The organism is Ancylobacter sp. 3268, from assembly GCF_031456575.1.
In the GTDB taxonomy this organism is placed as follows: Bacteria; Pseudomonadota; Alphaproteobacteria; order Rhizobiales; family Xanthobacteraceae; genus Ancylobacter.
The window spans coordinates 332,994-358,744 of record NZ_JAVDUX010000002.1 but is presented as its reverse complement, the minus strand read 5'-3'; the positions used below and the strand labels follow the sequence as shown (position 1 = coordinate 358,744).

At 67.9% G+C, this 25,751-nt stretch carries 24 protein-coding genes; 13 read left to right on the top strand and 11 right to left on the bottom strand.

Going from position 1 to position 25,751, the window contains the following annotated elements; all coding sequences use genetic code 11:
• Window positions 1–8 precede the first annotated feature (8 nt).
• The 7 genes from J2X65_RS03825 to J2X65_RS03795 are packed head-to-tail and all read left to right on the top strand — an operon-like array spanning window position 9 to window position 6,470.
• Entirely contained in the window at window positions 9–914 is a 906-nt protein-coding gene (locus J2X65_RS03825; protein ID WP_310198231.1) for an ABC transporter permease, read from the top strand.
• 3 nt (window positions 915–917) lie between these two features.
• A complete protein-coding gene (locus tag J2X65_RS03820; protein WP_310198228.1) occupies window positions 918–1,730 on the top strand; it encodes an ABC transporter permease in 813 nt (270 codons plus the stop codon).
• A complete protein-coding gene (locus J2X65_RS03815; protein WP_310198225.1) occupies window positions 1,727–2,533 on the top strand; it encodes a DeoR/GlpR family DNA-binding transcription regulator in 807 nt (268 codons plus the stop codon). Before J2X65_RS03820 ends, J2X65_RS03815 begins: the two co-directional genes overlap by 4 nt.
• 10 nt (window positions 2,534–2,543) lie before the next feature.
• A complete protein-coding gene (locus J2X65_RS03810; RefSeq protein ID WP_310198222.1) occupies window positions 2,544–3,440 on the top strand; it encodes a proline iminopeptidase-family hydrolase in 897 nt (298 codons plus the stop codon).
• The gene (locus tag J2X65_RS03805; RefSeq protein ID WP_310198219.1) at window positions 3,437–4,129 is read left to right on the top strand and encodes a cysteine hydrolase family protein; all 693 of its coding nucleotides are present in this window, start codon (window positions 3,437–3,439) and stop codon (window positions 4,127–4,129) included. The genes J2X65_RS03810 and J2X65_RS03805 overlap by 4 nt, the downstream gene beginning before the upstream one ends.
• A 2-nt stretch (window positions 4,130–4,131) precedes the next feature.
• Entirely contained in the window at window positions 4,132–5,139 is a 1,008-nt protein-coding gene (locus J2X65_RS03800; RefSeq protein WP_310198217.1) for a phosphotransferase, read from the top strand.
• Entirely contained in the window at window positions 5,136–6,470 is a 1,335-nt protein-coding gene (locus J2X65_RS03795) for an aminotransferase class III-fold pyridoxal phosphate-dependent enzyme (protein ID WP_310198214.1), read from the top strand. The genes J2X65_RS03800 and J2X65_RS03795 overlap by 4 nt, the downstream gene beginning before the upstream one ends.
• On the opposite strand, the gene J2X65_RS03790 is transcribed toward J2X65_RS03795, so the two are convergent.
• Window positions 6,471–7,145, bottom strand: a complete 675-nt coding sequence (locus tag J2X65_RS03790) for an adenosylcobinamide amidohydrolase (RefSeq protein ID WP_310198212.1) — start codon at window positions 7,143–7,145, stop codon at window positions 6,471–6,473.
• A gap of 120 nt (window positions 7,146–7,265) precedes the next feature.
• Here J2X65_RS03790 and J2X65_RS03785 point away from each other — a divergent pair, with 120 nt between their 5' ends.
• From J2X65_RS03785 to J2X65_RS03775, 3 genes are all read left to right on the top strand, one after another.
• Window positions 7,266–9,422, top strand: coding sequence for a VTT domain-containing protein (locus J2X65_RS03785; RefSeq protein WP_310198211.1), 2,157 nt, complete (start codon window positions 7,266–7,268; stop codon window positions 9,420–9,422).
• 13 nt (window positions 9,423–9,435) lie between these two features.
• Window positions 9,436–10,182: an endonuclease/exonuclease/phosphatase family protein gene (locus tag J2X65_RS03780; protein ID WP_310198208.1), complete on the top strand. Its 747-nt coding sequence runs from the start codon at window positions 9,436–9,438 to the stop codon at window positions 10,180–10,182.
• A 67-nt stretch (window positions 10,183–10,249) separates the two neighbouring features.
• Window positions 10,250–10,774: a low affinity iron permease family protein gene (locus J2X65_RS03775; RefSeq protein ID WP_310198205.1), complete on the top strand. Its 525-nt coding sequence runs from the start codon at window positions 10,250–10,252 to the stop codon at window positions 10,772–10,774.
• 72 nt (window positions 10,775–10,846) lie between these two features.
• On the opposite strand, the gene J2X65_RS03770 is transcribed toward J2X65_RS03775, so the two are convergent.
• The 3 genes from J2X65_RS03770 to J2X65_RS03760 all read right to left on the bottom strand — a co-directional run bounded on the left by J2X65_RS03770 (window position 10,847) and on the right by J2X65_RS03760 (window position 15,240).
• A complete protein-coding gene (locus J2X65_RS03770) occupies window positions 10,847–11,236 on the bottom strand; it encodes a hypothetical protein (protein ID WP_310198202.1) in 390 nt (129 codons plus the stop codon).
• Window positions 11,237–11,589: 353 nt separating this feature from the next.
• Complete coding sequence (locus J2X65_RS03765; protein ID WP_310198200.1) at window positions 11,590–12,468, bottom strand: universal stress protein; 879 nt, start codon at window positions 12,466–12,468, stop codon at window positions 11,590–11,592.
• A 42-nt stretch (window positions 12,469–12,510) separates the two neighbouring features.
• Window positions 12,511–15,240, bottom strand: a complete 2,730-nt coding sequence (locus tag J2X65_RS03760; protein ID WP_310198197.1) for an HAD-IC family P-type ATPase — start codon at window positions 15,238–15,240, stop codon at window positions 12,511–12,513.
• Between the two features lie 248 nt (window positions 15,241–15,488).
• Here J2X65_RS03760 and J2X65_RS03755 point away from each other — a divergent pair, with 248 nt between their 5' ends.
• On the top strand, window positions 15,489–17,228 hold the full coding sequence (locus J2X65_RS03755) for an ABC transporter ATP-binding protein (protein ID WP_310198194.1): 1,740 nt from the start codon (window positions 15,489–15,491) through the stop codon (window positions 17,226–17,228).
• A 109-nt stretch (window positions 17,229–17,337) separates the two neighbouring features.
• On the opposite strand, the gene J2X65_RS03750 is transcribed toward J2X65_RS03755, so the two are convergent.
• From J2X65_RS03750 to J2X65_RS03735, 4 genes are all read right to left on the bottom strand, one after another.
• A complete protein-coding gene (locus J2X65_RS03750) occupies window positions 17,338–18,105 on the bottom strand; it encodes a DUF2076 domain-containing protein (RefSeq protein ID WP_310198191.1) in 768 nt (255 codons plus the stop codon).
• Window positions 18,106–18,248: 143 nt separating this feature from the next.
• Window positions 18,249–18,971 carry a Bax inhibitor-1/YccA family protein gene (locus tag J2X65_RS03745; protein WP_310198188.1) on the bottom strand — a complete coding sequence of 241 codons (723 nt, stop codon included), beginning with the start codon at window positions 18,969–18,971 and terminating at the stop codon, window positions 18,249–18,251.
• Between the two features lie 58 nt (window positions 18,972–19,029).
• The gene (locus tag J2X65_RS03740) at window positions 19,030–19,818 is read right to left on the bottom strand and encodes an anti-sigma factor (RefSeq protein WP_310198185.1); all 789 of its coding nucleotides are present in this window, start codon (window positions 19,816–19,818) and stop codon (window positions 19,030–19,032) included.
• A complete protein-coding gene (locus J2X65_RS03735) occupies window positions 19,802–20,347 on the bottom strand; it encodes a sigma-70 family RNA polymerase sigma factor (RefSeq protein WP_310198182.1) in 546 nt (181 codons plus the stop codon). Before J2X65_RS03735 ends, J2X65_RS03740 begins: the two co-directional genes overlap by 17 nt.
• A 397-nt stretch (window positions 20,348–20,744) precedes the next feature.
• On the opposite strand from J2X65_RS03735, the gene J2X65_RS03730 reads away from it, so the two are divergent.
• Both J2X65_RS03730 and J2X65_RS03725 read left to right on the top strand, forming a co-directional pair.
• The gene (locus tag J2X65_RS03730) at window positions 20,745–22,067 is read left to right on the top strand and encodes a UDP-glucose/GDP-mannose dehydrogenase family protein (RefSeq protein ID WP_310198179.1); all 1,323 of its coding nucleotides are present in this window, start codon (window positions 20,745–20,747) and stop codon (window positions 22,065–22,067) included.
• A gap of 3 nt (window positions 22,068–22,070) precedes the next feature.
• On the top strand, window positions 22,071–23,093 hold the full coding sequence (locus J2X65_RS03725) for an NAD-dependent epimerase/dehydratase family protein (RefSeq protein WP_310198176.1): 1,023 nt from the start codon (window positions 22,071–22,073) through the stop codon (window positions 23,091–23,093).
• Between the two features lie 12 nt (window positions 23,094–23,105).
• Here J2X65_RS03725 and rfbA read toward each other — a convergent pair whose 3' ends face one another.
• The 3 genes from rfbA to rfbC all read right to left on the bottom strand — a co-directional run bounded on the left by rfbA (window position 23,106) and on the right by rfbC (window position 25,705).
• Window positions 23,106–23,984: a glucose-1-phosphate thymidylyltransferase RfbA gene (gene rfbA, locus J2X65_RS03720; protein WP_310198173.1), complete on the bottom strand. Its 879-nt coding sequence runs from the start codon at window positions 23,982–23,984 to the stop codon at window positions 23,106–23,108.
• 83 nt (window positions 23,985–24,067) lie between these two features.
• Window positions 24,068–24,961 (bottom strand): dTDP-4-dehydrorhamnose reductase, encoded by an 894-nt coding sequence (gene rfbD / locus J2X65_RS03715; protein WP_310198170.1) that lies wholly within the window; start codon window positions 24,959–24,961, stop codon window positions 24,068–24,070.
• 138 nt (window positions 24,962–25,099) lie between these two features.
• Window positions 25,100–25,705 (bottom strand): dTDP-4-dehydrorhamnose 3,5-epimerase, encoded by a 606-nt coding sequence (gene rfbC / locus J2X65_RS03710; RefSeq protein ID WP_310198168.1) that lies wholly within the window; start codon window positions 25,703–25,705, stop codon window positions 25,100–25,102.
• Window positions 25,706–25,751: the final 46 nt, after the last annotated feature.

Genomic DNA, 25,751 nt, shown 5'->3' with positions numbered 1-25,751 from the left:
AGGGGACGATGGCCGACATCGCACTCGCCCGCGCGCCGGAGACAGCGCGCGAGATTCGCCACGCCCGGATGCTCTCGGTGGGCGCGCGCTGCGCGCTGCCGGTCGCGGTGCTGCTCGGCATCGGCTTCCTGGCGCCGATGGTGGCGATCCTCGCCTATTCCTTCGCGACGCCCCGCAGCTTCGACGTGTTCCGCTCCTTCACGCTGGAGAATTTCGCCAGCATCTTCGATCCCACCAACACGGTGTGGCTGTCCTTCGCCTGGTCGGTCGGCTTCGCGCTGTTCACCGTCGCCATCCTCGCGGTGATCGCCTACCCGATCGCCTATGGGCTGAACGCGGTTTTCGGGCGCTGGGCCGGCCTCATCAGCGTGCTGTTCGTGTTCCCGCTCTTCGTCTCGGAAAATGTGCGGCTCTATGGCTGGGTGCTGTTCTTCATCAAGAACGGCGTGCTCGACGGCACGCTAAAATGGCTGGGCCTGCCCGGCGGGCCGGAGGTGCTCTATACGCCGGGCGTCACCTTGTTCGGCATGGTCTACACCTATCTGCCGTTCATGCTGTTCCCGATGACGCTTGGCCTCGCCTTGGTGCCGCGCGATCTCGTCGACGCGGCGCGCGACCTCGGCGCCGGGCGGCTGTTCATCTGGCGCGAGATCGAATTGCCGCTCGCCATGCCGGGCATCCTCATCGGCATGCTGCTCACCTTCGTGCTCGCCATCGGCGCCACGGCGGAGGCGAAGATCCTCGGCGGGCAGTCGATCATCGTCATCTCGCACGACATCGAGATCGCCTTCACCTATTCGCAGAACTGGCCGCTGGGCTCGGCGCTGGCGGTGGTGGTGAGCGTTTTCATCGCCGCGCTGACTTTGTTCGCGCTGTCGAAGCTCGATCTCGACCGCATGCTGGGGAGGCGCTGAACCATGGCCACCACACCGGCTGTTGCCCGCCGACGCTCCAACGCCCTCATCTGGGTGTGGACGGTGTTCGTTCTCGTCGCCGTCTATCTGCCGATCCTCTGCGGCGCGTTGGCGAGCTTCAACAAGAGCCGCTATTTCGGCTTCCCGATCAAAATCTACGCCACCGAATGGTGGCAGAAGACCCTCGATTCCATCGAGATCGGCATGCTAGTGCGCAACTCGATCGCCATCGCCCTGTTGGTGACGGCGATCTCGGTGGTGATCGCCACCTTCGGCGCGCTCGCCTTCGCCCGCTATGACTGGAAGGGGCGGCGGCTCTACCAGAAGCTGATCATCCTGCCGATCTTCTTCCCGCAGCCGGTGCTGGGGCTCGCCCTGCTGCTCGGCTTCAACGCGGTGGGCATCCAGACCTCGTGGCTGACGGCGGTGTTCGCCCATCTGGTGTGGATCGTGCCGGTGGTGACGCTGGTGATCGCCATCCAGGTCTACGGCTTCGACCCCTCGCTGGAGGAGGCGGCCTACGACCTCGGCTGCTCCCGCCTTCAAGTCTTCAAGGAAGTGACGCTGCCGCTGCTGTGGCCGGGCATCTGGTCGGGCATGCTGTTCGCGTTCCTGCTGTCGTGGAGCAACTTCCCGCTGTCGCTCTACACGGCGGGGGCGGACAGTACGATCCCGAAATGGCTCTACGCCAAGATGGTGGCCGGCTATACGCCGATGGTGCCGGCGCTCGGCACCATGGCGACGCTGGGGGCGGCGAGCCTGCTGCTCGGCGGCGGGGTCGTCATGCTGCTCCTGCGCCGGCGGCAGCCGGCATGAGCGAGCCCTCCGACACGCTTGCCGACCGGCGCCGCCCGCGCCTCGACAAGGCGGCGCGGCACGAGCGCATCCTCGCCGAGATGCGCACTGCCGCGACGCTGCGGGTCGGCGACCTCGCCGCCGACCTCAACGTCTCCACCGAAACCATCCGCCGCGACCTGTTCGAATTGCAGGAGCGCGGGCTGATCAACCGCACCTATGGCGGCGCCGTGCGGCCCTTGGGCTCCGAGCCGGCGGTGAGCGAGCGCCACCGGATGATGGTGGCGGAGCGCGAGGCGATCGCCGCGCGGGCGGTGAAGTTCATCAAGCCGCAGGAGGTCATCGCCATCGGCGCCGGGGCGACCACCACCCACGTCGCCCGCCGCATGGCCGCCGAATGCCGCGATCTCACGGTGATCACCCATTCCTTCTCGGTGGCGACGGTGGTGGCGGCGAACCCGACCATCGAGGTCATCGTCTGCCCCGGCCGCTACAATGGCCGCGAAGGCATGATGGTCGGGGTCGAGACCATCGAGTTCCTGCAGAACTACAACGTCAACCGCGCCATCCTCGGCGTGTCCGGCATCACCCCGGAGGGGCTGGCCGATGCCGAGGCGCCGGCGGCCTGGGTCTACAAGGCGATGATGAACCGGGCCGAGGAGACCATCATCGTCACCGACCATTCGAAATTCGACGTGCCCTCGCTCGCCATCTGGGCACGGGTGCCGGACATACAGCGTCTCGTCACCGACACGGCGCCGGATGGCGCGCTCGCCCGCGCGCTCGCCCGTGCAGGGGTCGAGGTGGCGGTGGCGCGGAAATAGGGTTCCTACCATGTGGCAGCAGTTACCCGCAGACGAGCGGATCGAGATCGTGGTCGATGGCCACAAGGTCGTCGCTTACAGCTACGGCGCCGGCGACGAGGTCGTGCTGCTGCTGAATGGCGGGCCGGGCCTGCCCTGCGACTATCTGCGCGACGCGCATTCCTTCCTCGCCGGCCATGGCTATCGCGTCGTGGCCTTCGACCAGCTCGGCTGCGGCGCCTCCGACCGGCCGGACGATGCCTCGCTGTGGCGGATCGAACGCTATGTCGAGGAGGTCGAGACGGTACGCATGGCGCTCGGGCTCGGCCGGGTGCATCTCATCGGCCATAGCTGGGGCGGCTGGCTCGCCATCGACTATGCGCTGGCGCATCCCGAGGCGCTGAAGACGCTGATCCTCCAGGACACCGCCGCCGACCTGCCGCATCTGATGGGCGAGATGCACCGCCTGCGCGCCGCGCTGGGGCCGGAGACGGTGGAGATGCTGCTCGCCCATGAGGCGGAGGGCTCCTACGACCATCCCGAATATCAGGCGGCGATCACGCTCCTGAACTACCGCCATGTGTGCCGGCTGCAGGAGTGGCCGGCGCCGCTCATGGCCTCGCTCTCCGACTGGAACATGGCGCCGTACATGGCGATGCAGGGGCCGAACGAGTTCCTCTATATCGGCAACCTCAAGGACTGGGACCGGACCGCCGATCTCCACCGGATCCAATGCCCGGTATTGATCACCGTCGGCCGGCACGACGAGATTACCCCCGCCTGCGCGCTTCGCATGAAGCAGAACCTGAAGCAGTCCGAGATGGCGGTGTTCCAGAACTCGTCGCATATGCCGTTCTACGAGGAGCCGGCCGCCTATGACGCCCGGCTGCTCGCCTTTCTCGATGCGCATCGGGAGGACGCGCGATGAGCTGGAAGACGCGCAACCGCTCCTTCTATTACGCGCTGGCGCCCGAGCCGGACGATCCGGGGCTCGATCCCGCGACCACGGCGCTGCTCGTCATCGACGTGCAGAACACCTATCTGGAGCGGCCGCCGCGCGACAGCCTGAGCGCGGCGGAGCGGCTGCATTTCGACGGCTGGACGCCGTTCCACGAGCGCATGCACGGAACGGTGATCCCCAACATCGCCGAACTGCTCGCGCTGTTCCGGGCGAAGGGCATCGAATGCCTGTTCGCCCGCATCGCCTGTGCGACGGCGGACGGGCGCGACCGCTCGCTCAGCCAGAAGAAGCCCGGCTTCAACAATCTGCTGCTGCCCAAGGACGAGCACGCCTCGCAGATCGTCGAGGCGCTGGCGCCGGTCGGCGACGAGATCACCGTCATCAAGACCACCGACAGCGCGCTCACCGGCACCAATCTGCGGCTGATCCTCGCCAATCTCGGCATCCGCACCGTGGTCTGCGTCGGCATCTTCACCGATCAGTGCGTCTCCTCCACCGTGCGCAGCCTCGCCGACGAGAGCTTCGACGTCGTGGTGCTGGAGGATTGCTGCGCCGCCGCCACCGATGACCTGCACGCGCGCGAGCTGGAGATCATCAACATGATCTACTGCAACGTGATGGCGCTCGCCGACCTCAAGTCACTGATGAAGCTTTAATCATGACCGATGCCATGTACAGCGACGACTTCCTGGGCCGGCTGGAGGCGAGCCTGCGCGCCGCGCTGCCCCGCTGGGGGCTGCCGCCGGACAGCGACGTGAAGCTGCTCACCATCTCCGAGAACGCGACGTTTCGTGCCCGCGATGCGGCTTCCGGCCGCGAGCTGGTGCTGCGGGTGCACCGGCCGGGCTACCACACGCGCGCGGAGATCGCCTCCGAGCTCGCCTGGCTGGAGGCGCTCGGCCGCGAGGGTGTGGTGGCGACGCTGACGCCGGTGCCGCTCGCCGACGGCACGCTGATCGCCGATCTCGACGAAGGCGGGGTGATCCGCCATGCCGTCGCCTTCGAATTGGTCAGCGGCCGGGAGCCGGCGGAAGGCGAGGACCTGCCGCGCTGGTTCCGCGAGCTCGGCGCCATCAATGCCCGGCTGCACGCCCATGCCAAGAGCTGGGAGCGCCCGGCCGGCTTCGTGCGCAAGCGCTGGGACTATGACGCCATGCTCGGCGACGTGCTGCTGTGGGGCGACTGGCGCGAGGGGCTCGGCCTCGACGCCGAGGGCAGGTCGCTGCTCGAACAGGTGGCGCGGCTGCTGAAGGAGAAGCTCGACGCCTATGGCACGGGGGAGGACCGCTTCGGCCTTGTCCATGCCGATATGCGCGTCGCCAACCTGCTGGTCGACGGCGACCGGCTGTCGGTGATCGATTTCGACGATTGCGGCTTCTCCTGGTATCTCTACGACTTCGCCGCCGCCATCAGCTTCACCGAGCACGAGCCCTATATCCCCGCGCTGCAGGCGGCCTGGATCGAGGGCTACCGCACCGTCGCGCCCCTGTCGGACGCGGAGTGCGCGATCCTGCCGACCTTCATCATGCTCCGGCGCATGCTGCTCACCGCCTGGGTCGCCTCCCATGCGGAGACGCCGACCGCGCAGGCGATGGGCGAGGCCTATACGCGCGGTACCGTCGCGCTCGGCCGTGCCTTCCTCGAAACCCATGGGAGGGCGGCATGAGCACTGGAACCAAGGCAGCAGAACTCCAGATCCTGTCGCTCAACGCCTTTTCCGGCGAGGGCGCGGCGCTGCCGTCCGACATCGCCGCGCTGGTGGAACGGCGCAAGCGCGCCTTCGGCGCCGGCTCGGTGCTGTTCTACGACGTGCCTTTGAAGGTGGTGAAGGCGGAAGGGCCGTATCTCCACGCCTCGGACGGGCGCGCCTATCTCGATTTCTACAACAATGTCCCGACCGTCGGGCACTGCCACCCGAAGGTGGTGGAGGCGGTGCAGCGGCAGGTCGCGCAGTTCAACATCCACTCGCGCTACCTGTTCGACGTGTCGCACGACTATGCCGAGAAGCTGCTCGCCACTTTCCCGGCGGCGCTGTCGAACCTCGTGCTCACCTGCACCGGCAGCGAGAGCAACGACCTCGCTTTGCGCATCGCCAAGAAGGCGTCTGGCGGCACCGGCTTCGTGGTGACGCAGACCGCCTATCACGGCAACACCGCTGCCGTGACCGAGGTCTCGCCGTCCTCCTACCGCACCGGGGCGCCGCCGCCGCATGTGCGAATGGTGCCGCCGCCGGATCCGGCGATCTTCGGCAACGATGTCGGGCACGGCTTTGCCGAGGCGGTCGCCGGCGCCATCGCGGCGATGGAGGCGGACGGCATCCGCTTCGCCGGCCTGCTGGTCGACAGCATCTTCTCCTCGGACGGGGTGTTCGCCGATCCGCCGGGCTTTCTGAAGGAAGCGGCGGCGGTGGCGCGCCGGGCGGGCGGCCTCGTCATCGCCGACGAGGTGCAGCCCGGCTTCGGACGCACCGGGGAGGGCATGTGGGGCTTCTCGCGCCATGGCGTGGAGCCGGACATCGTCACCATGGGCAAGCCGATGGGCAATGGCTATCCCGTGGCCGGGCTGGTGACGCGGCCGCAGCTGCTCGCCGATTTCTGCGCCGATTTCGGCTATTTCAACACCTTCGCGGCGAGCCCGGTCGCCACGGCGGCGGCGCTGGCGGTACTGGAGGCGATCGAGGAGGACGGGCTGATCGCCAATGCCGACCGCGTCGGCCGCCACCTGAAGGCGCGGCTGACGCATCTGATGGGCCGGGCGCCGATCACCGCCGTGCGCGGGGCCGGCCTCTATCTCGGCGTCGCCTTCGGCGACGAGAGCGGGCCGCGCGCGGACATCGCCAAGGGGCTGATCAACGGGCTGAAGGCGAAGGGCATCCTGATCGGCGCCGCCGGCCAGTTCGGCAATGTGCTGAAGATCCGCCCGCCGCTCTGCGTCACCGCCGATCATGCCGACCAGCTCGCCGACGCGCTGGAGGGGCTGCTGGCGCCCGCCGCCTGATCAGCCCCGCGCGGCGATCCACTGCGCCACCGCGAGGCGGGTGGCCTCGTGGACGCAGGCGCCGATCGCCTCGCCGATCGCGGTGTGCATGCCGGCATAGGCCTGCGGCGCGCCGGTCATCGGCGCCGCAACGGGAGCGGCCATCACGATGCAGTCGGTGCCGGTGCCGGTCACCGCGTGCCGGCCGCCGGGGCGGCGATAGCCCGCCTCCATGATCGCCACGGTGCGTGCCTGCGCCACCAGCGAGGCGGCCTCCAGCAGCGCCGCCTCGGTCAGCGGCACCGCCGAGCGGCAGACGATGTTCACCGTGCCCGCGAGCGCCGGCGCCGCCGCATGGCGGTGGCCGATGCGCTCGCCATTATTGAGGCCCGCGGTCACCACGCAATCGGCGCGGGCGCCCTCGACCTCGGCGGCGCGGTGGACATGGGTGGCGATGTCGCGGGCGGTTATCAGGCCGACCGCGCCCTCCAGCCCGGCGGTCGCGAGTTCGTTCGCGAACCAGCCCGCCGGGTCGAGCTCGGGCGTCAGCTCGTCAGTCGCGACCTGTCGCCAGGCTATGGCCGTCGCTTCCACCAGCCCCGGCCGGTTGAGCGACCAGCTCACCATCCGGTGGGGGGCGGCCAGGCGCAGCACCAGCCAGGGGCGTTCGCAGCGAATGTCCAGCATCGGATTCATGACCGAAGCGCTGTAGCAGCGCATGCCGGCCGTGGCGAGGGCTCCCCGGCAGGACAACGCGGAACCCGGCGCCGCCGCCACCGTTGACCCACGCCACCGGTTACGGAGAAACGTCCCGCCATGCTCGACCGCGTTCAGCGTTTGCCCCTCGAAACCCCCGCCGAGCGGTCCTCCGCGCCGGTATTGCGCGAGGAGCGCAACGTCTGGCGCATCGAAACGGCCGAGCGGGCGGCGGTGCTGGTGGATGGCGCGGCCTATTTCGAGGCGCTGCGCTCGGCGCTGATGCAGGCGAGGAACTCCGTGTACATCGCCGGCTGGGATCTCGACAGCCGGATGAAGCTGGTCGGCCCCAGCGGCCACGCGGAGGATGGCTTGCCCGAGCAACTCGCCGACTTTCTCTCGGCGCTGGTGAAGCGCCGGCCGGAACTGCGCATTCGCCTGCTGCTCTGGGACTATTCGATGGTGTTCGCCTTCGAGCGGGAGCTGATGCCGCTCTATTCGTTTTTGTGGAACACCCCGCCGCAGATCGAGATCTGCCTCGACGATGCGCTGCCCTTCGGCGCCTCGCACCACCAGAAGATCGTGGTGATCGACGACCGGGTGGCATTTTCCGGTGGCCTCGACCTTACCGGCCGGCGCTGGGACACGCCGGAGCATCTGCCGGCGCATGATCTCAGGGTCGATCCCGCCGGTACCGTCTATGGCGCGTTCCATGACGTGCAGATGCTGGTCGAGGGACCGGCGGCGGCGGCGCTTGGTGACATGCTGCGCGAGCGCTGGCGCCGCGCAGCCTGCGAAAGGCTGGCGCCGCCGCGCGGCGATGACGATGGGCGATCGAGCCCCTCGCCGTGGCCGGACGGGCTGGCACCGGAGTTCGAGGACATCGCCGTCGGCATCAGCCGCACGCTGCCGGCATATGGCAGGCAGCCGAGCGTTCGCGAGGTCGAGGCGCTGTTCTTCGACATGATCGATGCCGCCGAACGCTACGTCTACATCGAGAACCAGTTCTTCACCTGCCGACGCACCACCGAGCGGCTGATCGCGCGGCTGCGCGAGCGGCCGCAGCTGGAGGCGGTCGTGGTGATGCCGATGGGCTACCGCTCCTGGTTCGAGCATCGGGCCATGGGCGTTGGCCGCAACCGGGTGATGCGCATGGTCGCCGAGGCCGGACTGACCGATCGCCTGCGCTTCGTCTATCCGGAAGTGGGCCCCGAGGATGCCGCCGGCCGGGTGATGGTGCATTCCAAGATCATCATCGTCGACGACCGGCTGATGCGTATCGGCTCGGCCAATCTGTGCAACCGCTCCATGGGGTTCGACAGCGAATGCGACCTGGTGGTGGAGGCGAGGGACGACACGGAACGTGCCGGGATCGCGCGGGTGCGCAACCTCCTCCTCGGCGAGCATCTCGGCCTCACCCCGGAAGCCGTCGGCAAGGCGCTTGCCGGGGCTGGGCTGACGGCGCTGCTCGAGGCCCCCGCGCCGGATCGCCGCCTCGCCGCGGTGCCCTATGAGCCCGATACAGCCGAATTGCCGCTGCCGATGATCGACGCGCTCGCCGATCCCATCGAGCCGCTCTACGAGGAATCCGGCATCGCGGTACCGGCACCTCGCCACTGGCGCCGGCTGCTCTGCCTGGTCGCCGCCCTGGCGGTGATCGGCGGTCTCGCCCTGGCCTGGAGCTATTCGCCCTTTGCCGAGCCGGATCGCATCATGCAGGCCTTCGAGCACTTGGCCGACGCGCCCTGGGCGCCGGCGGCGGTGATCGCCGCCTTCGTCGCCGGCGGCTTCGTGGCGTTTCCGGTCACCCTCCTCATCGTCGCGACGGTGGCGGTGTTCGACGGCTGGGCCGGCGCCGTGCTTGCCGGCACCGGCGCCCTGGCCAGCGCGCTCGCCACCTATGCCGTGGGACGCACGCTCGGGGCGCGGCTGGTGCGCCGCTTCATCGGCCCGCGGATCAACCGCATCCGCCGCGGCCTCGCCAATCGCGGCGTGCTGGCGGTCACCACGGTGCGGCTCGTGCCGGCGGCGCCCTTCACCTTCGTCAATCTGGTCGCCGGCGCCGTGGGCATCCCTTTCGTGGATTATCTCGCCGGCACCATTCTAGGCCTGGCTCCGGGACTGATCGTGATGACGGCGCTGGGCCGACAGATCGTCGGCGTGCTTGCCGATCCGTCGCTGGGCGCGATGGCGCTGCTGGTCGGCTTCGTGGCGCTGTGGATCGTGCTGTCGCTCAGCTTCCAGCTGCTGGTGAACCGGGCGTGGCCGGCAAACTGATCGGCGACATGCCATGAGCGGCACCATCCGGCTGATGAGCTGGAATATCCATGGTGGCATAGGCCCGGACCGGCGTTTCGATCTCGATCGCATCGCCGCGCTGATCGCCCGCCACCGGCCGGATATCGTGGCGCTGCAGGAGATCGACACCCGCGGGCGCGATGTCGATTGCCTCGCTCCGCTGCGCGGCCTGCGCGCCGGCTATTTCGCCGAGGCGCGCACCATCGTCGCGCCGGACGGGCATTACGGCCACGCTTTGTTCAGCCGCTGGGAGACCAGCGGGGTGGAACTGCACGATCTCTCGGTGCGGCGGCGCGAGCCGCGCTTTGCCATTTCGGCGCGTATCGCCACCGATGACGGGCCGATCAACGTGGTTTCGGTGCATCTCGGTCTCGCCATCGGCGAACGGATGAGCCAGGTGCGAACCCTCGCCCGGCTGGGCGCGCGCGGCCGGGACGAGCCGACGCTGATGCTCGGCGATTTCAACGACTGGGCTTCCTTCGGCCAGGCCCGCCGGCGGCTCGCCGGCGTGTTCGGCTGGCGCAGCCGGCTGCGCACCTTTCCGGCGCACCGGCCGCTGCTGCGCCTCGACCGGCTCTACTGCAATGACGGGCTGGCCGTGCTCGCCTGCTTCAGCGATCCGGAAGCGGCGGACGCCTCAGATCATCTGCCGGTGATCGCCGACGTGCGGCTGACGGAATCGCGGAAGGCGACCTCATCGCGGAACCGTGACACGACGCCGCTCATTGTACCGCCATGACATCGCCTACCGCCTGAGACAGCTGCATGGGCGGGTGACTGCCGCCCGTTTGGAATGGAAACCCGCTATGCCCGCGACATCCCCGGCCGATCGCCGCTCCGGCGCCCCCAAGCGCTCCGCCTTCACCCGCTTCACCCAGACGGTCGCCCACTGGACCGGGCACCCGGCGACCTTCATCGGGGCGGTGGGCATCATCATGATTTGGGCGGTCACCGGGCCATTCGTCGGCTTCAACGACACCTGGCAGCTGATCATCAACACCTCGACCACCATCATAACCTTCCTGATGGTGTTCGTGATCCAGAACAGCCAGAATCGCGACACCGCGGCGGTGCACATCAAGCTGGACGAACTGATCTCCCGCCTCGACGGGCCCCGCGAAAAGCTGATGGACCTCGAGGAACTGGACGAGGACGAGCTAGAGCGCATCCGGGCCGAGTTCGAGGAACGGGCCTGTCGCAGCCGTGCGGCGAACGAGGACGGCAGCGCCGCGGCCGGCAAAGACTCGCCCCAGGCGCCGCCGGTGCAGCGGAAGGCGACGGCCAAGCGGACGGGGACGGAGCCCGCCCCCCCGCCGCGCCGGAAGGCCTAGTCGGCTGCTGGGGAGCAGGCATCTCGGCGCCGGATCCAGCCGGGATCCGGCGCATGCACGGAGAAGCAGGGCTCAGGCGGTGAAACGCCCGCGGGTTTCCACACGCTCCGGCATCGGCGCGCGCGTGGCGAGCGGCGAGAAGCGCCAGCCGATCAGTTCGCAGGTGACGAGGCGGCCCTGCTGGTCGCGCACCTCTACCGGCTTCAACTGGCCTTCGCGCTTCATCTGCAGGGCGCGGTCGACGGCGTCGGGAATGGAAGCGAAGCGCAATCGCTTCATCGGCTGGAGTGGATCGTCGGAAAGCGGCCCGGTGAAATAAAGCGTGTAAGCCGTCTCTATCTGAGGGCGGGAGCTGTTCGGGGGTTCAATCGACATCTCTGCGATCCTCCATGCCTGCGGCGCCTGCCATGCGGCAGGCCGTATTGTCCTCGCGCGCTTTTCCGGGATCGAATCAAGCCACATGCCATCACCCCGCCATCGTCGAGATGCGGGGGTAGCTTGCGCCATCAAGAAGTGATTCGGCCTGCGGAGATGCCGCGAAGCTCATTGCTGCGGCGACAAGAAACCAGATCGCCGATCTCGTCAATCAACAAATTAATGATCGTCGATGGAACCTTTGCTGATCGGCGGCGTTCGAGACCCCATGTTACCATTTTGCAGATTTTGTTTTGATCTATTGGGAATAGAATCTGTCGTAATTTTGCAATGATTACATTTCGACTTGCTGCAGCTGCGAAGCGATGGGCCGTTGCGTCACGCAGCGCACGGTTCGTGCCTTGCGGCGGAGCGGGGTGCCGGGCGGGGGGAGACCAGGGTCAGGCCTTCTCCTCGAACGGCGAGCCTTTCGGCACGACGAGGATGTCGCAGGGCACTTCGGCAAGGATGGAGGTATCGGTGCTGCCGGCGAGCAGCCGGTGGAGCAGGCCCTTCTCCCCGCTGCCGATCACCACCAGATCGATGTTGCGGGCTTCCACGTGCTCGGTGAGCACGGCGGGAGCGTCGCCCGGCTCCAGCACCACCTCCATCTGACCGCGCGAGAGCGGGGTGGTGGCGAGGAAGGCATCGGCCTCCTTCGCCACCACGGCTCGATAATCCGCCTCATAGGCGGCGCGATCGGCGGTCATTCCGGCGAAAGGCGGCTCATAAGCGTGCAGCAGCGCCAGCCGCGAGGTGGGGAACCAGGTGGCGGCGGTGACCAGCGGGAGGGCGGAGCCATCACTGAAATCGCTGGCGACCACCACCCGCAGATAGGCGTCGCGCGGGCGGTCACGCACGATCAGCAACGGCAGGCGCGCCTCGTGCACCAGTGCGGCGACGCTGCGGCCGATAAGCCGGCGCCCGAGCACCTCGTCGCGGGCAACACCGGTGATCACCAGCCCGGCGTCGCGCGCCAGCGCGATCTCGCTCACCACCGCCTCGCACCGCCCCGCGACGACCATCACTTCGATATCGTCGATGGCATCGCCGAGGCTCCGGCGCAGCCGCCGATTGGCGAGGACAAGCGGACTGGAAGCGGTGGTGTCTGTCGTGGGGCCACTCCAGCCGTCGGCCTCGCCCGGCTCGAGCGCGTGGACGGCGAATAATTGGGCGTGCCACTGCGCAGCGAGCTGGCGGGCGCGGTCGAGCGCCCGGTCGCAGCGTGGGCTCAGATCGGTGGCAAGCACCAGCCGGCTCGGCGTCGTCACAGTCTGCATGCCATCCACTTCCGTCCATGCTCCCGATGCGTTCGTCATCCCTCAGATATTCTCGGCGGTAAACAGGCCAAGCCGGCGCAGCACCAGTTTCTCGGTCTCCAGCACGGCCATCAGCGCCACGCCGACGCCGATGATCATGAGGCCATCGAGCAGCGCCACCGGTCGGGTGAGGAAGACCTCCTGCATCAGCGGCAGATAGGTGAAGGCGAACTGCGCCACCACCACGGCGGCGAGGGCGGCGATGACCGCCGGCGTGCCGACCACGCCGGTCCAGGTCAGCGAACTGCCGCGGATGTAGCGTACATTGAACAGGTAGAAGATCTCCATCACCACGATGGCGTTCACCACGATGGTGCGGGCGAGGTCGACACCCTGACCGCGCGCCAGCGACAGCTGGAACAGCCCCAGCGCCGCGACCAGGAACAGCAGCGATACGAAGACGATGCGCCATATCATGAACGGCGAGAGCAGCCCGGCCTTTGCCGGGCGTGGCGGCCGCTGCATGATTCCCGGCTCGGTCGGCTCGAAGGCGAGGGCGAGGCCGAGCGTCGCCGAAAGCGCCAGATTGATCCACAGGATCTGCGCCGGTGACATCGGCATGAGCGCGCCGGCGAGAATGGCGACGATGACGCACAAAACCTCGCCGCCATTGGTCGGCAGCGTCCAGGCGATCATCTTGCGTATGTTGTCGTAGACGGTACGCCCCTCGCGCACGGCGGCGACGATGGAGGCGAAATTGTCGTCGACCAGAACGATCTCGGCCGCCTGCTTGGCGGCCTCCGTGCCCTTGCGACCCATGGCGATGCCGACATCGGCCTGCCGCAGCGAGGGGGCGTCGTTCACCCCGTCGCCGGTCATCGCCACCACCGCGCCGGTCGATTGCAGCGCCCGCACGATGCGCAGCTTGTTTTCCGGGCTGGTACGGGCGAAGACCGAGATGCGGCGGGCAATGCCGATCAGCGCCGCGTCATCGGCCGCGTCGACCTCGGCGCCGGTCGCCGCCAGCGGCTCCTCGGCGATGCCGAGCTGGCGGGCGATGGCGACCGCGGTGGCGGCGTGGTCGCCGGTGATCATCTTCACCTCGATGCCGGCGGAGCGGCATTCGGCGATGGCCGCCACCGCCTCGGGGCGCGGCGGATCGATAAAGCCGACGAGGCCGAGGAAGTCGAAGCCCTCGTTCGCATCGTCGAAATCCAGCCGGTCCGGCAGCTGCGCCACGGTTTTGGCGGCGAAGGCGAGCACGCGCTCGCCATGGCCGGCCGCCGCCTCGATAGACGCCCCCCACCGTTTGGCATCGGCGCCGCAGCGCGGCAGCAAGGCCTCCGGCGCGCCCTTGATGAAGAGGGTCTTCTCGCCGGCGGGGCCTTCATGTGCGGTGGCCATGAAGCGGTAGGCGGCATCGAAGGGGATTTCGTCACGCCGGGTCCAGAGGCTGCGCTCCATAGCCGGGTCGAGCCCGGCCTTGATCGCCAGCGTCACCAGCGCCCCCTCCATCGGGTCGCCCTCGACGCTCCAATGACCGGCCTCGTGGCGCAACTGCGCGTCGTTGCACAACAGCCCCGCCCGGATCAGCGGCCGTACCGTGTGCGTCGCGCTGCCGGCCTTGGAGCCGCCGGCCCAGTCCATCCGCCCTTCCGGCCTGTAGCCGGCGCCTTCCACCTCGACCTCGCCTTCCGGCACGAAGATCCGCCGGGCGGTCATCTCGTTGCGGGTCAGGGTGCCGGTCTTGTCGGAGCAGATAACCGAGGTCGCCCCCAAGGTTTCCACCGCCGGCAGCAGGCGGATCACCGCATTGCGGGCGGCCATGCGGCGTACGCCGATGGCCAGCGTGATGGTGATGACCGCCGGCAGGCCCTCCGGCACCACGCCGACCGCGAGCGCGACCACCGCGATCAGCGCATCCGCCCAGTCATGGCCGCGGAAGGCGACGGCGAAGCCGAACAGCAGCGCGGCGCCGCCGAAGGCGAGCCAGGTGAAGCGCCTCGCAAAGCCGTCGATCTGGCGCAGCAACGGCGTCGCCATCGGCTCGACTTCGGCCATCAGCTTGCCGATGCGGCCGATTTCGCTGCGGGTTCCGGTGGCCACCACCACCGCGGCCCCCTGTCCGGCCGCGACCGTGGTGCCGGAAAACGCCATGGAATGCCGGTCGCCCAGCGCCGCGGCTACCGGCGCGGGTTCCTCATGCTTCTCGGCGGCGACCGATTCGCCGGTGAGCACCGATTCGTCGATGCGCATGCCGCGGGCGCGCATCAGCCGCGCATCGGCGGGCACGCGGTCGCCGGGTTCGAGCAGGACCACGTCGCCGGGAACCAGCTCATGCGCGCCGATGCTGACGCGCTGTCCGTCGCGGAGGGCGGTCGCATGCGGGGTGATCATCTCGCGGATCGCGTGCAGCGCTTCTTCCGCCTTGCCCTCCTGCACATAGCCGATGATCGCGTTGGCCAGCACCACCGCCAGGATGACGCCGGCATCGACGCCGTGGCCGATCAGCGAGGCGGCCAGTGCGCCCGCCAGCAGGAAATAGATCAACATGCTGTTGAACTGCGCCAGGAAGCGCAGCAGCGGATGCCGGCGCGGCGGCTCCGGCAGGCGGTTGGGGCCGTGGCGGGCGAGGCGGGCGCTCGCCTCGCCTCGCGACAGGCCGTCGGCGGTCACGCCGAGGTGGCGGGCGACGTCGTGATGCGGCAAGGCATGCCAGAGAGGCTCGCCGGTTTCGCCATGGGGCTCGGCCGCCGGGCGCGCCAGCATGCGCTCCGGGGACGTCGTCGCCATTTGCTGCCCCATGCCGCCTGCTTCCCCGTTTGCTCCGCCGAGACCGGCCTCGGAAGGCCGGAACAGGCTACCCAATGGGGCGATGGACCCCCTGCGGGTTTTTTCGTATGGGGGATAACAATTTCGTCAGGGTGGCGGTGGCGAGACCGCCTCGCCCGACCTCCCTCGCAGGACCCGGACCTGAAAGGGAGCCATGCGTCGCGATGTACCCTGCCGCGTTTCGGCGCGGGGCGTCGCCGGAGTGAATGATGATCAAGGCGTTTTTCTCGTATTACCGTCCGCATTGGCGTCTGTTCGTCCTCGATTTTGGCTGCGCGGTGCTTTCGGGCGTGCTCGAGCTTGGCTTCCCGATGGCGATGAAGCTGTTCGTCGACCGGCTGCTGCCGGGCGGCGATCTCCAGCTCATACTGCTGGCCGCGGTGGCTCTGCTGGCGATCTATGCCGTCAATAGCGGGCTGATGGCCGTCGTGACCTATTGGGGCCATGTGCTCGGCATCAACATCGAGACCGAGATGCGCGCCCGCGCCTTCGGCCATCTGCAGAAGCTGTCCTTCCGCTTCTTCGACAATGTGAAGACCGGCCATCTCGTCGCCCGCGTCACCAAGGACCTGGAGGAGATCGGCGAGATCGCCCATCACGGGCCGGAGGACCTTTTCATCGCGGTGATGACCTTCGTCGGGGCCTTCGTGCTGATGCTCTACGTGCACCCGCCGCTCGCCTTCCTCACCGCGCTGATCGTGCCCGTCACCGTGCTGCTGGTGGCCCGCTATGGCGGGCGGATGACGCGGAACTGGCAGACGCAGTTCGGCCGCGTCGGTGCCTTCAATGTCCGGCTGGAGGAGAATATCGGCGGCATGCGCGTGGTGCAGGCCTTCGCCAACGAGGCGCATGAGCGCGATCTCTTCGCCCTCGACAATGCACGCTACCGTGCCACCAAGCTCGACGCCTACCGCCTGATGGCGGTGGGGCAGGCGCTGAACTACATGGCGATGCGCCTCGTCCAGCTCGCGGTGATGCTGGCCGGCGCCTGGTATGTGGTGCGCGGCGAGCTCTCGATCGGCGGCTTCGTCGGCTTCCTGCTGCTGGTCGGGGTGTTCTACCGCCCGCTCGACAAGATCGCGGCGGTGATGGAGACCTATCCCAAGGGTATTGCCGGCTTTCGCCGCTATCAGGAATTGCTGGCGACCGCGCCCGACATCGCCGACCGGCCCGGCGCGGTGGCGGTGGACGCGCTTGCCGGCGACATACGCTTCGAGCAGGTGAGCTTCGGCTACACGCCCGGCCGGCCGGTGCTCTCCGGCATCGACCTTTCCATCCGCGCCGGCGAGACGGCGGCGTTTGTCGGCCCCTCGGGTGCCGGCAAGACCACCTTGTTGTCGCTGGTGCCGCGCTTCTACGAGCCGACCGGCGGGCGCATCACCATTGACGGCATCGACATTGCCGACATGACGCTTGCCTCGCTCCGGCAGAACATCGGCATCGTGCAGCAGGACATCTTCCTGTTCGGCGGCACCATCCGCGAGAACATCGCCTATGGCCGGCTCGACGCCTCGGAGGCGGAGATCGTCGAGGCGGCCCGGCGCGCCCGGCTCGACAGCCTGCTCGCCGGCCTGCCGGATGGCCTCGATACCGTTGTCGGCGAGCGCGGCGTGAAGCTTTCCGGTGGACAGAAGCAACGGCTGGCCATCGCCCGCATCTTCCTGAAGAACCCGCCGATCCTGATCCTCGACGAAGCGACCTCGGCGCTGGACACCGAGACCGAGCGGGAGATCCAGCTCTCGCTCGACGAACTGTCGCAGGGACGCACCACGCTGGTCATCGCCCATCGCCTTGCCACCATCCGCCATGCCGACCGCATCGTGGTGGTCACGCCGGAGGGCATCGCCGAGGATGGCCCGCATGACCGGCTCCTCGCCCGCGACGGCATCTATCGCCGCCTGCATATGGCGCAGACGCAGGGCACGGGCATGGACGAAGTGGCGCCGTAGCGGTCCACCGGCCTGACGGTGCCGCCGAAAAAAGAGGGCCGGCGTGAGCCGGCCCAGCGAGGGAACGTTGGCCTGGTGTGCACCAACGTCGGGGAAAGGAAGACGGCGGTCAGATTTCGTCGCTGCCGCCACCGAAGAAGTCGTCGAAGAAGCCGCCGCTATCGGAGGCGCCGAGATCATCGGCCGGGCTCGGATCGTCCGCCGCGTTGTCCGCGGCCGAAGTGTCGGCTGCCGCCGTGTCACTCGTCGACGTATCGTTCGCCGACGTGTCGGCCGCCGGGGCGGCGTGCGCCTCGTTGCCACCGAACATGCCGGCAATCGCGTTGCCCAGCAGCACGCCGCCGGCGACGCCCATGGCGGTCTGCGCCGCGCCGGCAAGGAAGCCGCCGCCGCCGAAGCCACCGCGACCCATCGCCGCGCCGACGCCACCCGGCGCCGCGCCCGGCTGCTGGCCGCCCCAGGGCGAGCCGGGCGCTGCCGCCGGCTGCTGCGGCGCTCCATAGGGCTGGGAGGCGTAGGACTGTGCATTCGTCGGGCTGCGCGGCACCGAAGGCACTGACCCGCCGCGCGAGGCGGGTGGCTGCGACGACCCGAACAACCCGCCGAACAAGCCTCCTCCCGTGGCCGGGCGCGCGGCCTGGGCCTGTTCGAGTTCGGCGTTCTGCTGCTCGAGCTCGGCGATGCGGCCCTGCGCCTGCTGCAGCGCGTAGTCCTGCATGACGATGGTCTGCGCCATGTAGTAGGGCGCGCCGGGCTGGCGGGCGATTTCCTGCCCGATGAAGCTTTCGGCTCCGGCATCGCGCGGCGTTGCGTTGCGCTCCACCTCGGCGAGGCGGGCGAACAATCCCTGGATGGTCTGGCGATCCTGCTCGTTCATCTCGATTCTCCTCGTCCGATCGGCAGGAGCATGTGCCTGGCGGCGCCGAATGGCTTTCGCGCAGGAACGCTGCTCCCGCTCCTCGAAGCTAGATCACGTTCGTGTCGATCCGGTGTTGGGCCGGAAGATCCGGCCCCGGATCCTCACTCGCGCTCGCCCGTGAGGTTCAGCAGCAGCTGGAAGATGTTGATGAAGTTGAGGTAGAGAGAGAACGCGCCGAACACCGCCAGCTTCTGCTGCGACTCGGCATCGAAATTGTCGGCATACTGCTCCTTGATGTTCTGGGTGTCCCAGGCGGTCAGGCCGACGAACACCAGGATGCCGACCACCGAGACGATGAACTGCAGCATGGTGGAGCCGAGGAAGATGTTCACCAGGCTGGCGATCACCACGCCGATCAGGCCCATGATCAGGAACGAGCCGAACTGCGACAGGTCGCGCTTGGTGGTGTAGCCGTACAGGCTCGTCGCGCCGAACATGGTGGCGGCGATGAAGAAGGTGCGGGCGATCGAGGTGCCGGTGAACACCAGGAAGATCGACGCCATGGACAGGCCCATAACGCCGCAGAACGCCCAGAACATGGTCTGCGCGCCCGAGGCCGACATCGACTGCATGCGGAACGAGAAGAACAGCACGAAGGCGAGCGGCGCCAGCATCACCACCCACTTCAGCGGGGTGGAGAAGATCGGCACATACAGCGCCGGCGTGGTGCCGACGATGAAGGCGACCGCGCCGGTCAGCACGAGGCCGAGCGCCATATAGTTGTAGACGCGCAGCATGTGGCGGCGCAGGCCCTCATCATAGACGGCCTGATCGACGCTGCGGGCGGTGGCGCCCCATTGGAAGCCGGAATTCGGCGGGTTCATCTGCATTCTCCTTGAAGAAGCGTTGTCTCTGCCGCGTGTCGGTCACGCGGGGTGGAGTTCAGTAGAGCGACCGGGCCAGCTTCGAGGCGACCTGGTCGAGCTGTTCGGTGTCGGCCTCGGCCACCAGCGCATAGGCGACCTCGCCGACCTGCCAGTAGGCGGCGTTGAACGGATCCTTCATCGCCACCGTCGCCGGCACCACGTCGAAGCTGCCCGGCCGCACGGCGAACAGCGACGCCTTGCCGAGGCCCTCTGCCTCGAGCACCAGTTCAACGCTCGGACCGAAGCTGGAGGGGAAAACCTGCACGTCGGTCACCGACCAGCCTTTCGGCAGCTCCGGCATGACGATGGCGGTGGCGGCGCGGATATCGGCCGGGTCATAGGCGCCGGAACCGGCCTGCGAGGGCATGGCGGCACGCAGACGCACGGTGCGGTGCGCCATCACCGCGGCATCGACATAAGCGGGGGCGAGATCGGAGGCGACCACCTCGCTGACGCCGAACGGCCCGATCTGGGCATGGGCGAACCAGCCGGCGCCGAGCAGGAGCGCCACCGCCGCCGCTGCACGCAATTGCCGCCACACCCGCACCCGGCCGAGCGCCCGCTCCAGCCGCCGCGCCGCCTCGACGGTGGCGACCCGCGCCGGCGCGTTCATCACCGAGCGAGGGGCATCGGCGAGGGCGAGGCGCAGTTCGTCGCGAATGCGCAGATCGGCCATCACCCGCGAGGCCGCTTCCGGCCGCTGGCTGAGATAGGCCTCGACGTCGATGCGCCGGGCAACGTCGAGCTGGTCGTCGACATAGGCGGAGAGATCATCGTCGGCGACGGGGTCAACGGGACGATTCATCCGGGCCTCCTACAACTTTCAAATGCGGGCGGCCGCCGGCCGCCGTGCCGTCCTCTACGGCGCGCAAAGCGGCGCGGGCGCGGGACAGGCGCGACATCAGCGTGCCCTGGGGAATACCCAGTGCCGCGGCGGCCTCCGCATAGCCAAGGCCCTCGATGGCCACGAGATGCAGCGCCGAGCGCTGTTCCTCGGGCAGCACCATGAAGGCATCGCGGATCTGTGCGAGGCGGACATGGTGCTCCTGCGCCGGTTCGCCGGCCATCGGCTCGATGCCGGCGAGATGGTTCTCGCGCTCGACCTCGGCGCGGCGGGCCCGCCGGCGATCGACGAAGACGTTGTGCAGGATGGAGAAAAGCCAGCCGCGGACCCCGCGCTCGGGGTCGAAGCCGGAGCGCTTCTCATACGCACGCAGCAATGCGTCCTGCACGAGGTCCTCGGCGTCGGCCTCGTCGCGTGTCAGCGCTCGCGCGTAGCGCCGGAGCGCTGCGAGCTGGCCGAGCACGTCGAAGGTCGAGCTTTTCTGCATCATGTCCAATATACGGAGCCGAGGCGGCCTCTATTCCATCCCGAACGCACGAAATTTCCACAGGCGGCATTCGGGTCGCTTGCCCCCGAACGCCGAGGTGCCGGGCGACCCGTGAATCGAGGCGGCTATCCTCCGGCGGAGCCGCGCCCCCCGCAGGGAGCCCGCCGGGTCATTATTCCGTAATCTTAATGGGATAGCCGATCCCGATGCAGTTCTGCCGGCCGCGCGTGTCGGTAGGGGAGGCCGGTGCGGGGCGTTTGACGGGCGTAGGACTGTTACGGTATTCCAGATATGTCGCGGATGCGGAATTTGTGGTTGATCCATTGTATTCCGGGCCGAAACATTTGTTCGGAATTTGCAGAGATTTGGTTGCCATAAACAGCCCACAGGAACTGGATTTATGAAGATTGCAGTAGTCGGATCGGGTTATGTTGGTTTGGTTTCCGGCGCGTGTTTCGCCGATTTCGGGCATCAGGTCGTTTGTATCGACAAGGACCCCAAGCGCATCGAGGCGCTGAAGCAGAATATCATTCCGATCTACGAGCCTGGGCTCGATGATCTCGTGTCCTCCAACGTGAAGCAGAACCGCCTCTCCTTCACCACGTCGCTGCCCGAGGGCATCGAGGGCGCCGAGGCGATCTTCATCGCGGTCGGCACGCCGTCCCGTCGTGGCGACGGCCACGCCGATTTGCAATATGTCTATGCCGTCGCCCGCGAGATCGCCCAGGCGGTGAAGGGCTTCGCGGTGGTGGTCGACAAGTCGACCGTGCCGGTGGGCACCGCCGACGAGGTGGCGCGCATCATCCGCGAGACCAACCCGGACGCCGATGTCGCCGTCGCCTCGAACCCGGAATTCCTGCGCGAAGGCGCGGCGATCTCCGATTTCAAGAAGCCGGACCGCATCGTGGTCGGCATCAATGACGAGCGCGCCCGCGCGGTGATGACCGAGGTCTACCGCCCGCTCTATCTCAACGCCTCGCCGCTGCTGTTCACCGACACCCGCACCGCCGAGCTGATCAAGTACGCCGCCAACGCCTTCCTGGCGATGAAGATCACCTTCATCAACGAAGTCGCCGATCTCTGCGAGAAGGTGGGCGCCGACGTGCAGCAGGTGTCGCGCGGCATCGGCATGGACGGGCGCATCGGCTCGAAGTTCCTGCATGCCGGCCCCGGCTATGGCGGCTCCTGCTTCCCGAAGGACACGCTCGCCCTCGTCAAGATCGCCCAGGACAATGACAGCCCGATCCGGCTGATCGAGACGACGGTGGCGGTCAACGACCAGCGCAAGCGTTCCATGGCCCGCAAGGTCGAGAAGGCGGTCGGCGGCAATCTGCGCGGAAAGACGGTGGCGGTGCTCGGCCTCACCTTCAAGCCCAACACCGACGACATGCGCGAGGCGCCCGCCATCTCCATCGTGCAGGCGCTGCTCGATGCCGGCGCGGTGGTCAAGGCCTACGACCCGGTGGGCACCGAGCAGGCCAAGCTGGTCATGCCGTCGGGCATCACCTATTGCGCGGATCCCTACGAGGCGGCCGAGGGTGCGGCCAGCATCGTGATCGTCACCGAGTGGGACCAGTTCCGCGCGCTTGATTTCGGTCGCCTCAAGAGTATTGTCGCCGAGCCGGTCCTGGTGGATCTGCGCAACATCTACAATCCGGAAGAGATCACCCGGCACGGCTTCCAGTACAGCTCCATCGGCCGGCCGGGCGCGGAAGCCATCTGATACATGCGCATACTGATGACGGGTTCCGCCGGGTTCGTGGGGTTCCACCTCGCCCGGCGGCTGATCGACGAAGGTCATACCGTCATCGGTTTCGATGCCATGACCGACTACTATGACAGGCGTCTGAAGGACGCCCGTCATGCCATCCTGCAGAAGTCGAACCGCTTCACGCCGATCATCGCCCGGCTCGAGGACATGAACGCCCTCGAGCGGGCGGCCGATCTGGCGGTACCCGACATCATCGTCCACCTCGCCGCCCAGGCCGGCGTGCGCTATTCGCTCGAGGCGCCGCGCGCCTATGTCGAATCCAATCTTGTCGGCTCGTTCAACGTGCTGGAAATCGCCCGCCGGACGCGGCCGGTACATTTCCTGCTCGCTTCGACCAGTTCGGTCTATGGCGACAATCTCGACGTGCCGTTTCCCGAGGTGGCGTCCACCGATGCGCCGCTGAGCCTCTATGCCGCCACCAAGAAGAGCATGGAGGTGATGTCGCATTCCTATGCGCATCTGTGGAACCTGCCCACCACCTGCTTCCGCTTCTTTACCGGCTACGGTCCATGGGGGCGCCCGGACATGGCGCTGTTCAAGTTCGTCCGGGCGATCGAGCGCGGCGAGCCGATCGAGATCTACGGCCGCGGCGTGATGCGCCGCGACTTCACCTATATCGACGATCTGGTCGAGGCGGTGATGCGGCTGATGGATCGCCCGCCGGTGGTCGGCGAGCCGGTCCAGGTGCCCGATGCCATCGATACGCTGTCCACGGTGGCGCCGTGGCGGGTGGTGAACATTGCCGGCGGCGCGCCGGTGGAACTGCTTGAATTCGTCGAGGAGATCGAGCGGGCGGTCGGCAAGCCGGCCCGCAAGCTGTTCCTGCCGATGCAGCCCGGCGACGTGACCGAAACCTTTGCCGATCATCGTCTGCTGCAGGCAATCACCGGCTATCGGCCATCGACGCCGCTCGACGAGGGCATTTCCGCCTTCGTGAGCTGGTTCCGCACCTACTATACCGAAGCGCCCGTCGGATAGGGCCGTGGCACCTCAGCCGCGGGCGGCCTCCTGCAGCACCCGGCGCAGATAGCCTCCATAGGAACTCTTGCCGAGCCTGACCGCGAGGTCTTCCAGCTGGCGCGCATCGATCAGGCCGCGGCGGAAGGCGATTTCCTCCGGCGAGGCGATTTTGAAGCCCTGCCGCTTTTCCAGCGTGCGCACGAATTCGCCGGCCTCCAGCAGGCTGTCCGGCGTGCCGGTGTCGAGCCAGGCATAGCCGCGTCCCATTTTGGAGACGCGCAGGTCGCCGCGCTCGAGATAGGCGCGGTTTACATCGGTGATCTCCAGCTCGCCGCGCGCCGAGGGCTTGAGGCCGGCGGCGATCTCCACCACCGAGGCGTCGTAGTAATACAGTCCGGTCACCGCCCAGTTCGACTTCGGGACCTCCGGCTTCTCCTCGATGGAGAGGGCGTTGAAGCTTTTGTCGAATTCCACCACGCCATAACGCTCGGGATCGACCACGTGATAGGCGAACACGGTGGCGCCGTGGGTGAACTCCGAGGCCGATGTCAGCAGGCGGGGCAGGGCGTGGCCGTAGAAGATGTTGTCGCCGAGGATCAGCCATGAGGGCTGCCCATCGACGAAGTCGGCACCGATCACATAGGCCTGCGCCAGCCCGTCCGGCGACGGCTGCACGGCGTAGCTGATCTCGATGCCCCATTGCGAGCCGTCGCCGAGCAGGCGCTGGAACAGCGGCGTGTCGGAGGGGGTCGAGATGACGAGGATGTCGCGACAACCCGCCAGCAGCAGCGTCGACAGCGGATAATAGATCATCGGCTTGTCGTAGACCGGCATCAGCTGCTTGCTGACGACGCGCGTCATCGGATGCAGCCGCGTGCCGGAACCTCCGGCCAGGATGATGCCCTTCATGCTTTCCTCTTCTTACCGCACCATCGCCGCGCGGCGGCTTGGCTACCGGCGCCGGCGATCCGCCCCGTAAACCGTCCCGCCGTTCAGCCGGTCGCCGTTCCCCCGACAAGAGCCGGCACGATCTCTGCGACCCGTGCCTGCCAGTCCTGTGCGTGATAGCCGAAGTCGTGCGCGAAAGCGCCGGAATCGAGTTGTGAATTGGCCGGCCGGCGCGCCGGCGTCGGATAGTCGGCGGTGCCGATGGCCACCACGCGCGGCCGCCGGCCGGTCACCGGTGCCGCCGCGGCCACGATGGCGTCGGCGAAGCCATGCCAGCTGGTCGCGCCGCTGCCGGCGAAATGATAGGTGCCCCATGGCGCGGTGTTGGTGGCGGCCCGGAGGGCGACGGCGAGGATGGCTTCGGCGAGGTCCGGCGTCGCCGTGGGATTGCCGATCTGGTCGGCGACCACGCGCAGTTCGTCGCGTTCGGCGGCGAGCCGCAGCATGGTCTTGAGGAAATTGTTGCCGTAGCGGCCATACACCCAGGCTGTGCGAAGGATGATATGACGGTCCGTCGCCCGGCGCACGGCATCCTCGCCGTCCAGCTTGGTGCGGCCATAGACGCCGAGCGGCGCCACCGGGTCGCTTTCGCGATAGGGACCGGCCTTCGCGCCATCGAACACATAATCGGTGGAGAGGTGCAGAAGCGGGATGCCGGCTTGCGCCGCCGCAGCGGCAAGCACGGCCGGACCCTCGACATTGTCGCGCCGGGCGGCCTCTGGCTCGGATTCCGCCTTATCCACCTTGGTATAGGCGGCGGCATTGACCAGCAGCGACGCCGGATTTTCCGCGAGCAGGTGCCGCACCGCCACGGCATCGGCGATATCAACGGCGGAACGGTCGAAGCCGCGGGCTGCCAAGCCGCGCGTCGCGGCCAGGGCGAGCACTTCGCGTCCCACCTGGCCGCCGGCGCCAACAACAAGGATCGGGTCGGTCATCGTGCATATCCTGCGGCCGGCCTCGGCAGGCGAATCCGTTCGCCGGCTCGGCTGCCTTGCCTGCTACAGGATGAGAGCCTTGTCGAGACCCGTGTCGCGACGGTACGGCGTGGCACGCCGTCGCGACAGGATGGCGGTTCAGAGCGGCTGGAGCGGCTGGCCGTCATAAGCGAAGGGGCTGTCGAAGCCGCGCAGCGTCGGCAAGGCACGGTCCTTGTCCGAAAGGATCGCTTCCGCCCCCGGCGGCAGCGGCCAGTCGATGCCGATATCGGGGTCGTTCCAGGCGATGCCGCCATCGCAATGAGGGGCATAGACATCCGACACCTTGTAGGCGACCTCGACGTCCGGCTCCAGGGTGAGGAAGCCGTGGGCGAACCCCTCGGGAATGAAGAGTTGCTCGCCACCGGCGGCCGTCAGTTTGGTGGCGATGAACCGGCCATAGGTCGGCGAACCGCGCCGCACGTCGACGGCGTAGTCCATCACCGAGCCGCGCAGGCAGCGCACCAGCTTCGCCTGCGCATGCGGCGGGCGCTGGAAATGAAGACCACGTATCGTCCCGGCCAGGCTCGAATAGGACTGATTGTCCTGCACGAAACGCGCGGTGATCCCTGCTGCTGCGGCCGCGGCCTCGGAAAAGGTCTCGCAGAACCAACCGCGCGAATCCCCGAAACGACGCGGCTTCAGCAAGGTGACGATATTGGTAGGTTGTGGCGGCGGGCGTCTGGCCACCGATTCCGCTGACATGCTTTTTTAGTCCGTCTAGAAAGCTCCCCAATCGCTACTCATAGCA

Coding starts and splice junctions, on each gene's coding strand:
- J2X65_RS03800 (WP_310198217.1), top strand. CDS start 4,132: ATGACCGATGCCATGTACAGCGACGACTTCCTGGGCCGGCTGGAGGCG.
- J2X65_RS03805 (WP_310198219.1), top strand. CDS start 3,437: ATGAGCTGGAAGACGCGCAACCGCTCCTTCTATTACGCGCTGGCGCCC.
- rfbD (WP_310198170.1), bottom strand. CDS start 24,961: ATGACCGACCCGATCCTTGTTGTTGGCGCCGGCGGCCAGGTGGGACGC.
- J2X65_RS03740 (WP_310198185.1), bottom strand. CDS start 19,818: ATGAATCGTCCCGTTGACCCCGTCGCCGACGATGATCTCTCCGCCTAT.
- J2X65_RS03785 (WP_310198211.1), top strand. CDS start 7,266: ATGCTCGACCGCGTTCAGCGTTTGCCCCTCGAAACCCCCGCCGAGCGG.
- J2X65_RS03780 (WP_310198208.1), top strand. CDS start 9,436: ATGAGCGGCACCATCCGGCTGATGAGCTGGAATATCCATGGTGGCATA.
- J2X65_RS03750 (WP_310198191.1), bottom strand. CDS start 18,105: ATGAACGAGCAGGATCGCCAGACCATCCAGGGATTGTTCGCCCGCCTC.
- J2X65_RS03815 (WP_310198225.1), top strand. CDS start 1,727: ATGAGCGAGCCCTCCGACACGCTTGCCGACCGGCGCCGCCCGCGCCTC.
- J2X65_RS03795 (WP_310198214.1), top strand. CDS start 5,136: ATGAGCACTGGAACCAAGGCAGCAGAACTCCAGATCCTGTCGCTCAAC.
- J2X65_RS03775 (WP_310198205.1), top strand. CDS start 10,250: ATGCCCGCGACATCCCCGGCCGATCGCCGCTCCGGCGCCCCCAAGCGC.
- rfbC (WP_310198168.1), bottom strand. CDS start 25,705: ATGTCAGCGGAATCGGTGGCCAGACGCCCGCCGCCACAACCTACCAAT.
- J2X65_RS03760 (WP_310198197.1), bottom strand. CDS start 15,240: ATGGCGACGACGTCCCCGGAGCGCATGCTGGCGCGCCCGGCGGCCGAG.
- J2X65_RS03725 (WP_310198176.1), top strand. CDS start 22,071: ATGCGCATACTGATGACGGGTTCCGCCGGGTTCGTGGGGTTCCACCTC.
- rfbA (WP_310198173.1), bottom strand. CDS start 23,984: ATGAAGGGCATCATCCTGGCCGGAGGTTCCGGCACGCGGCTGCATCCG.
- J2X65_RS03730 (WP_310198179.1), top strand. CDS start 20,745: ATGAAGATTGCAGTAGTCGGATCGGGTTATGTTGGTTTGGTTTCCGGC.
- J2X65_RS03735 (WP_310198182.1), bottom strand. CDS start 20,347: ATGATGCAGAAAAGCTCGACCTTCGACGTGCTCGGCCAGCTCGCAGCG.
- J2X65_RS03765 (WP_310198200.1), bottom strand. CDS start 12,468: ATGCAGACTGTGACGACGCCGAGCCGGCTGGTGCTTGCCACCGATCTG.
- J2X65_RS03755 (WP_310198194.1), top strand. CDS start 15,489: ATGATCAAGGCGTTTTTCTCGTATTACCGTCCGCATTGGCGTCTGTTC.
- J2X65_RS03810 (WP_310198222.1), top strand. CDS start 2,544: ATGTGGCAGCAGTTACCCGCAGACGAGCGGATCGAGATCGTGGTCGAT.
- J2X65_RS03825 (WP_310198231.1), top strand. CDS start 9: ATGGCCGACATCGCACTCGCCCGCGCGCCGGAGACAGCGCGCGAGATT.
- J2X65_RS03745 (WP_310198188.1), bottom strand. CDS start 18,971: ATGAACCCGCCGAATTCCGGCTTCCAATGGGGCGCCACCGCCCGCAGC.
- J2X65_RS03790 (WP_310198212.1), bottom strand. CDS start 7,145: ATGAATCCGATGCTGGACATTCGCTGCGAACGCCCCTGGCTGGTGCTG.
- J2X65_RS03820 (WP_310198228.1), top strand. CDS start 918: ATGGCCACCACACCGGCTGTTGCCCGCCGACGCTCCAACGCCCTCATC.
- J2X65_RS03770 (WP_310198202.1), bottom strand. CDS start 11,236: ATGTGGCTTGATTCGATCCCGGAAAAGCGCGCGAGGACAATACGGCCT.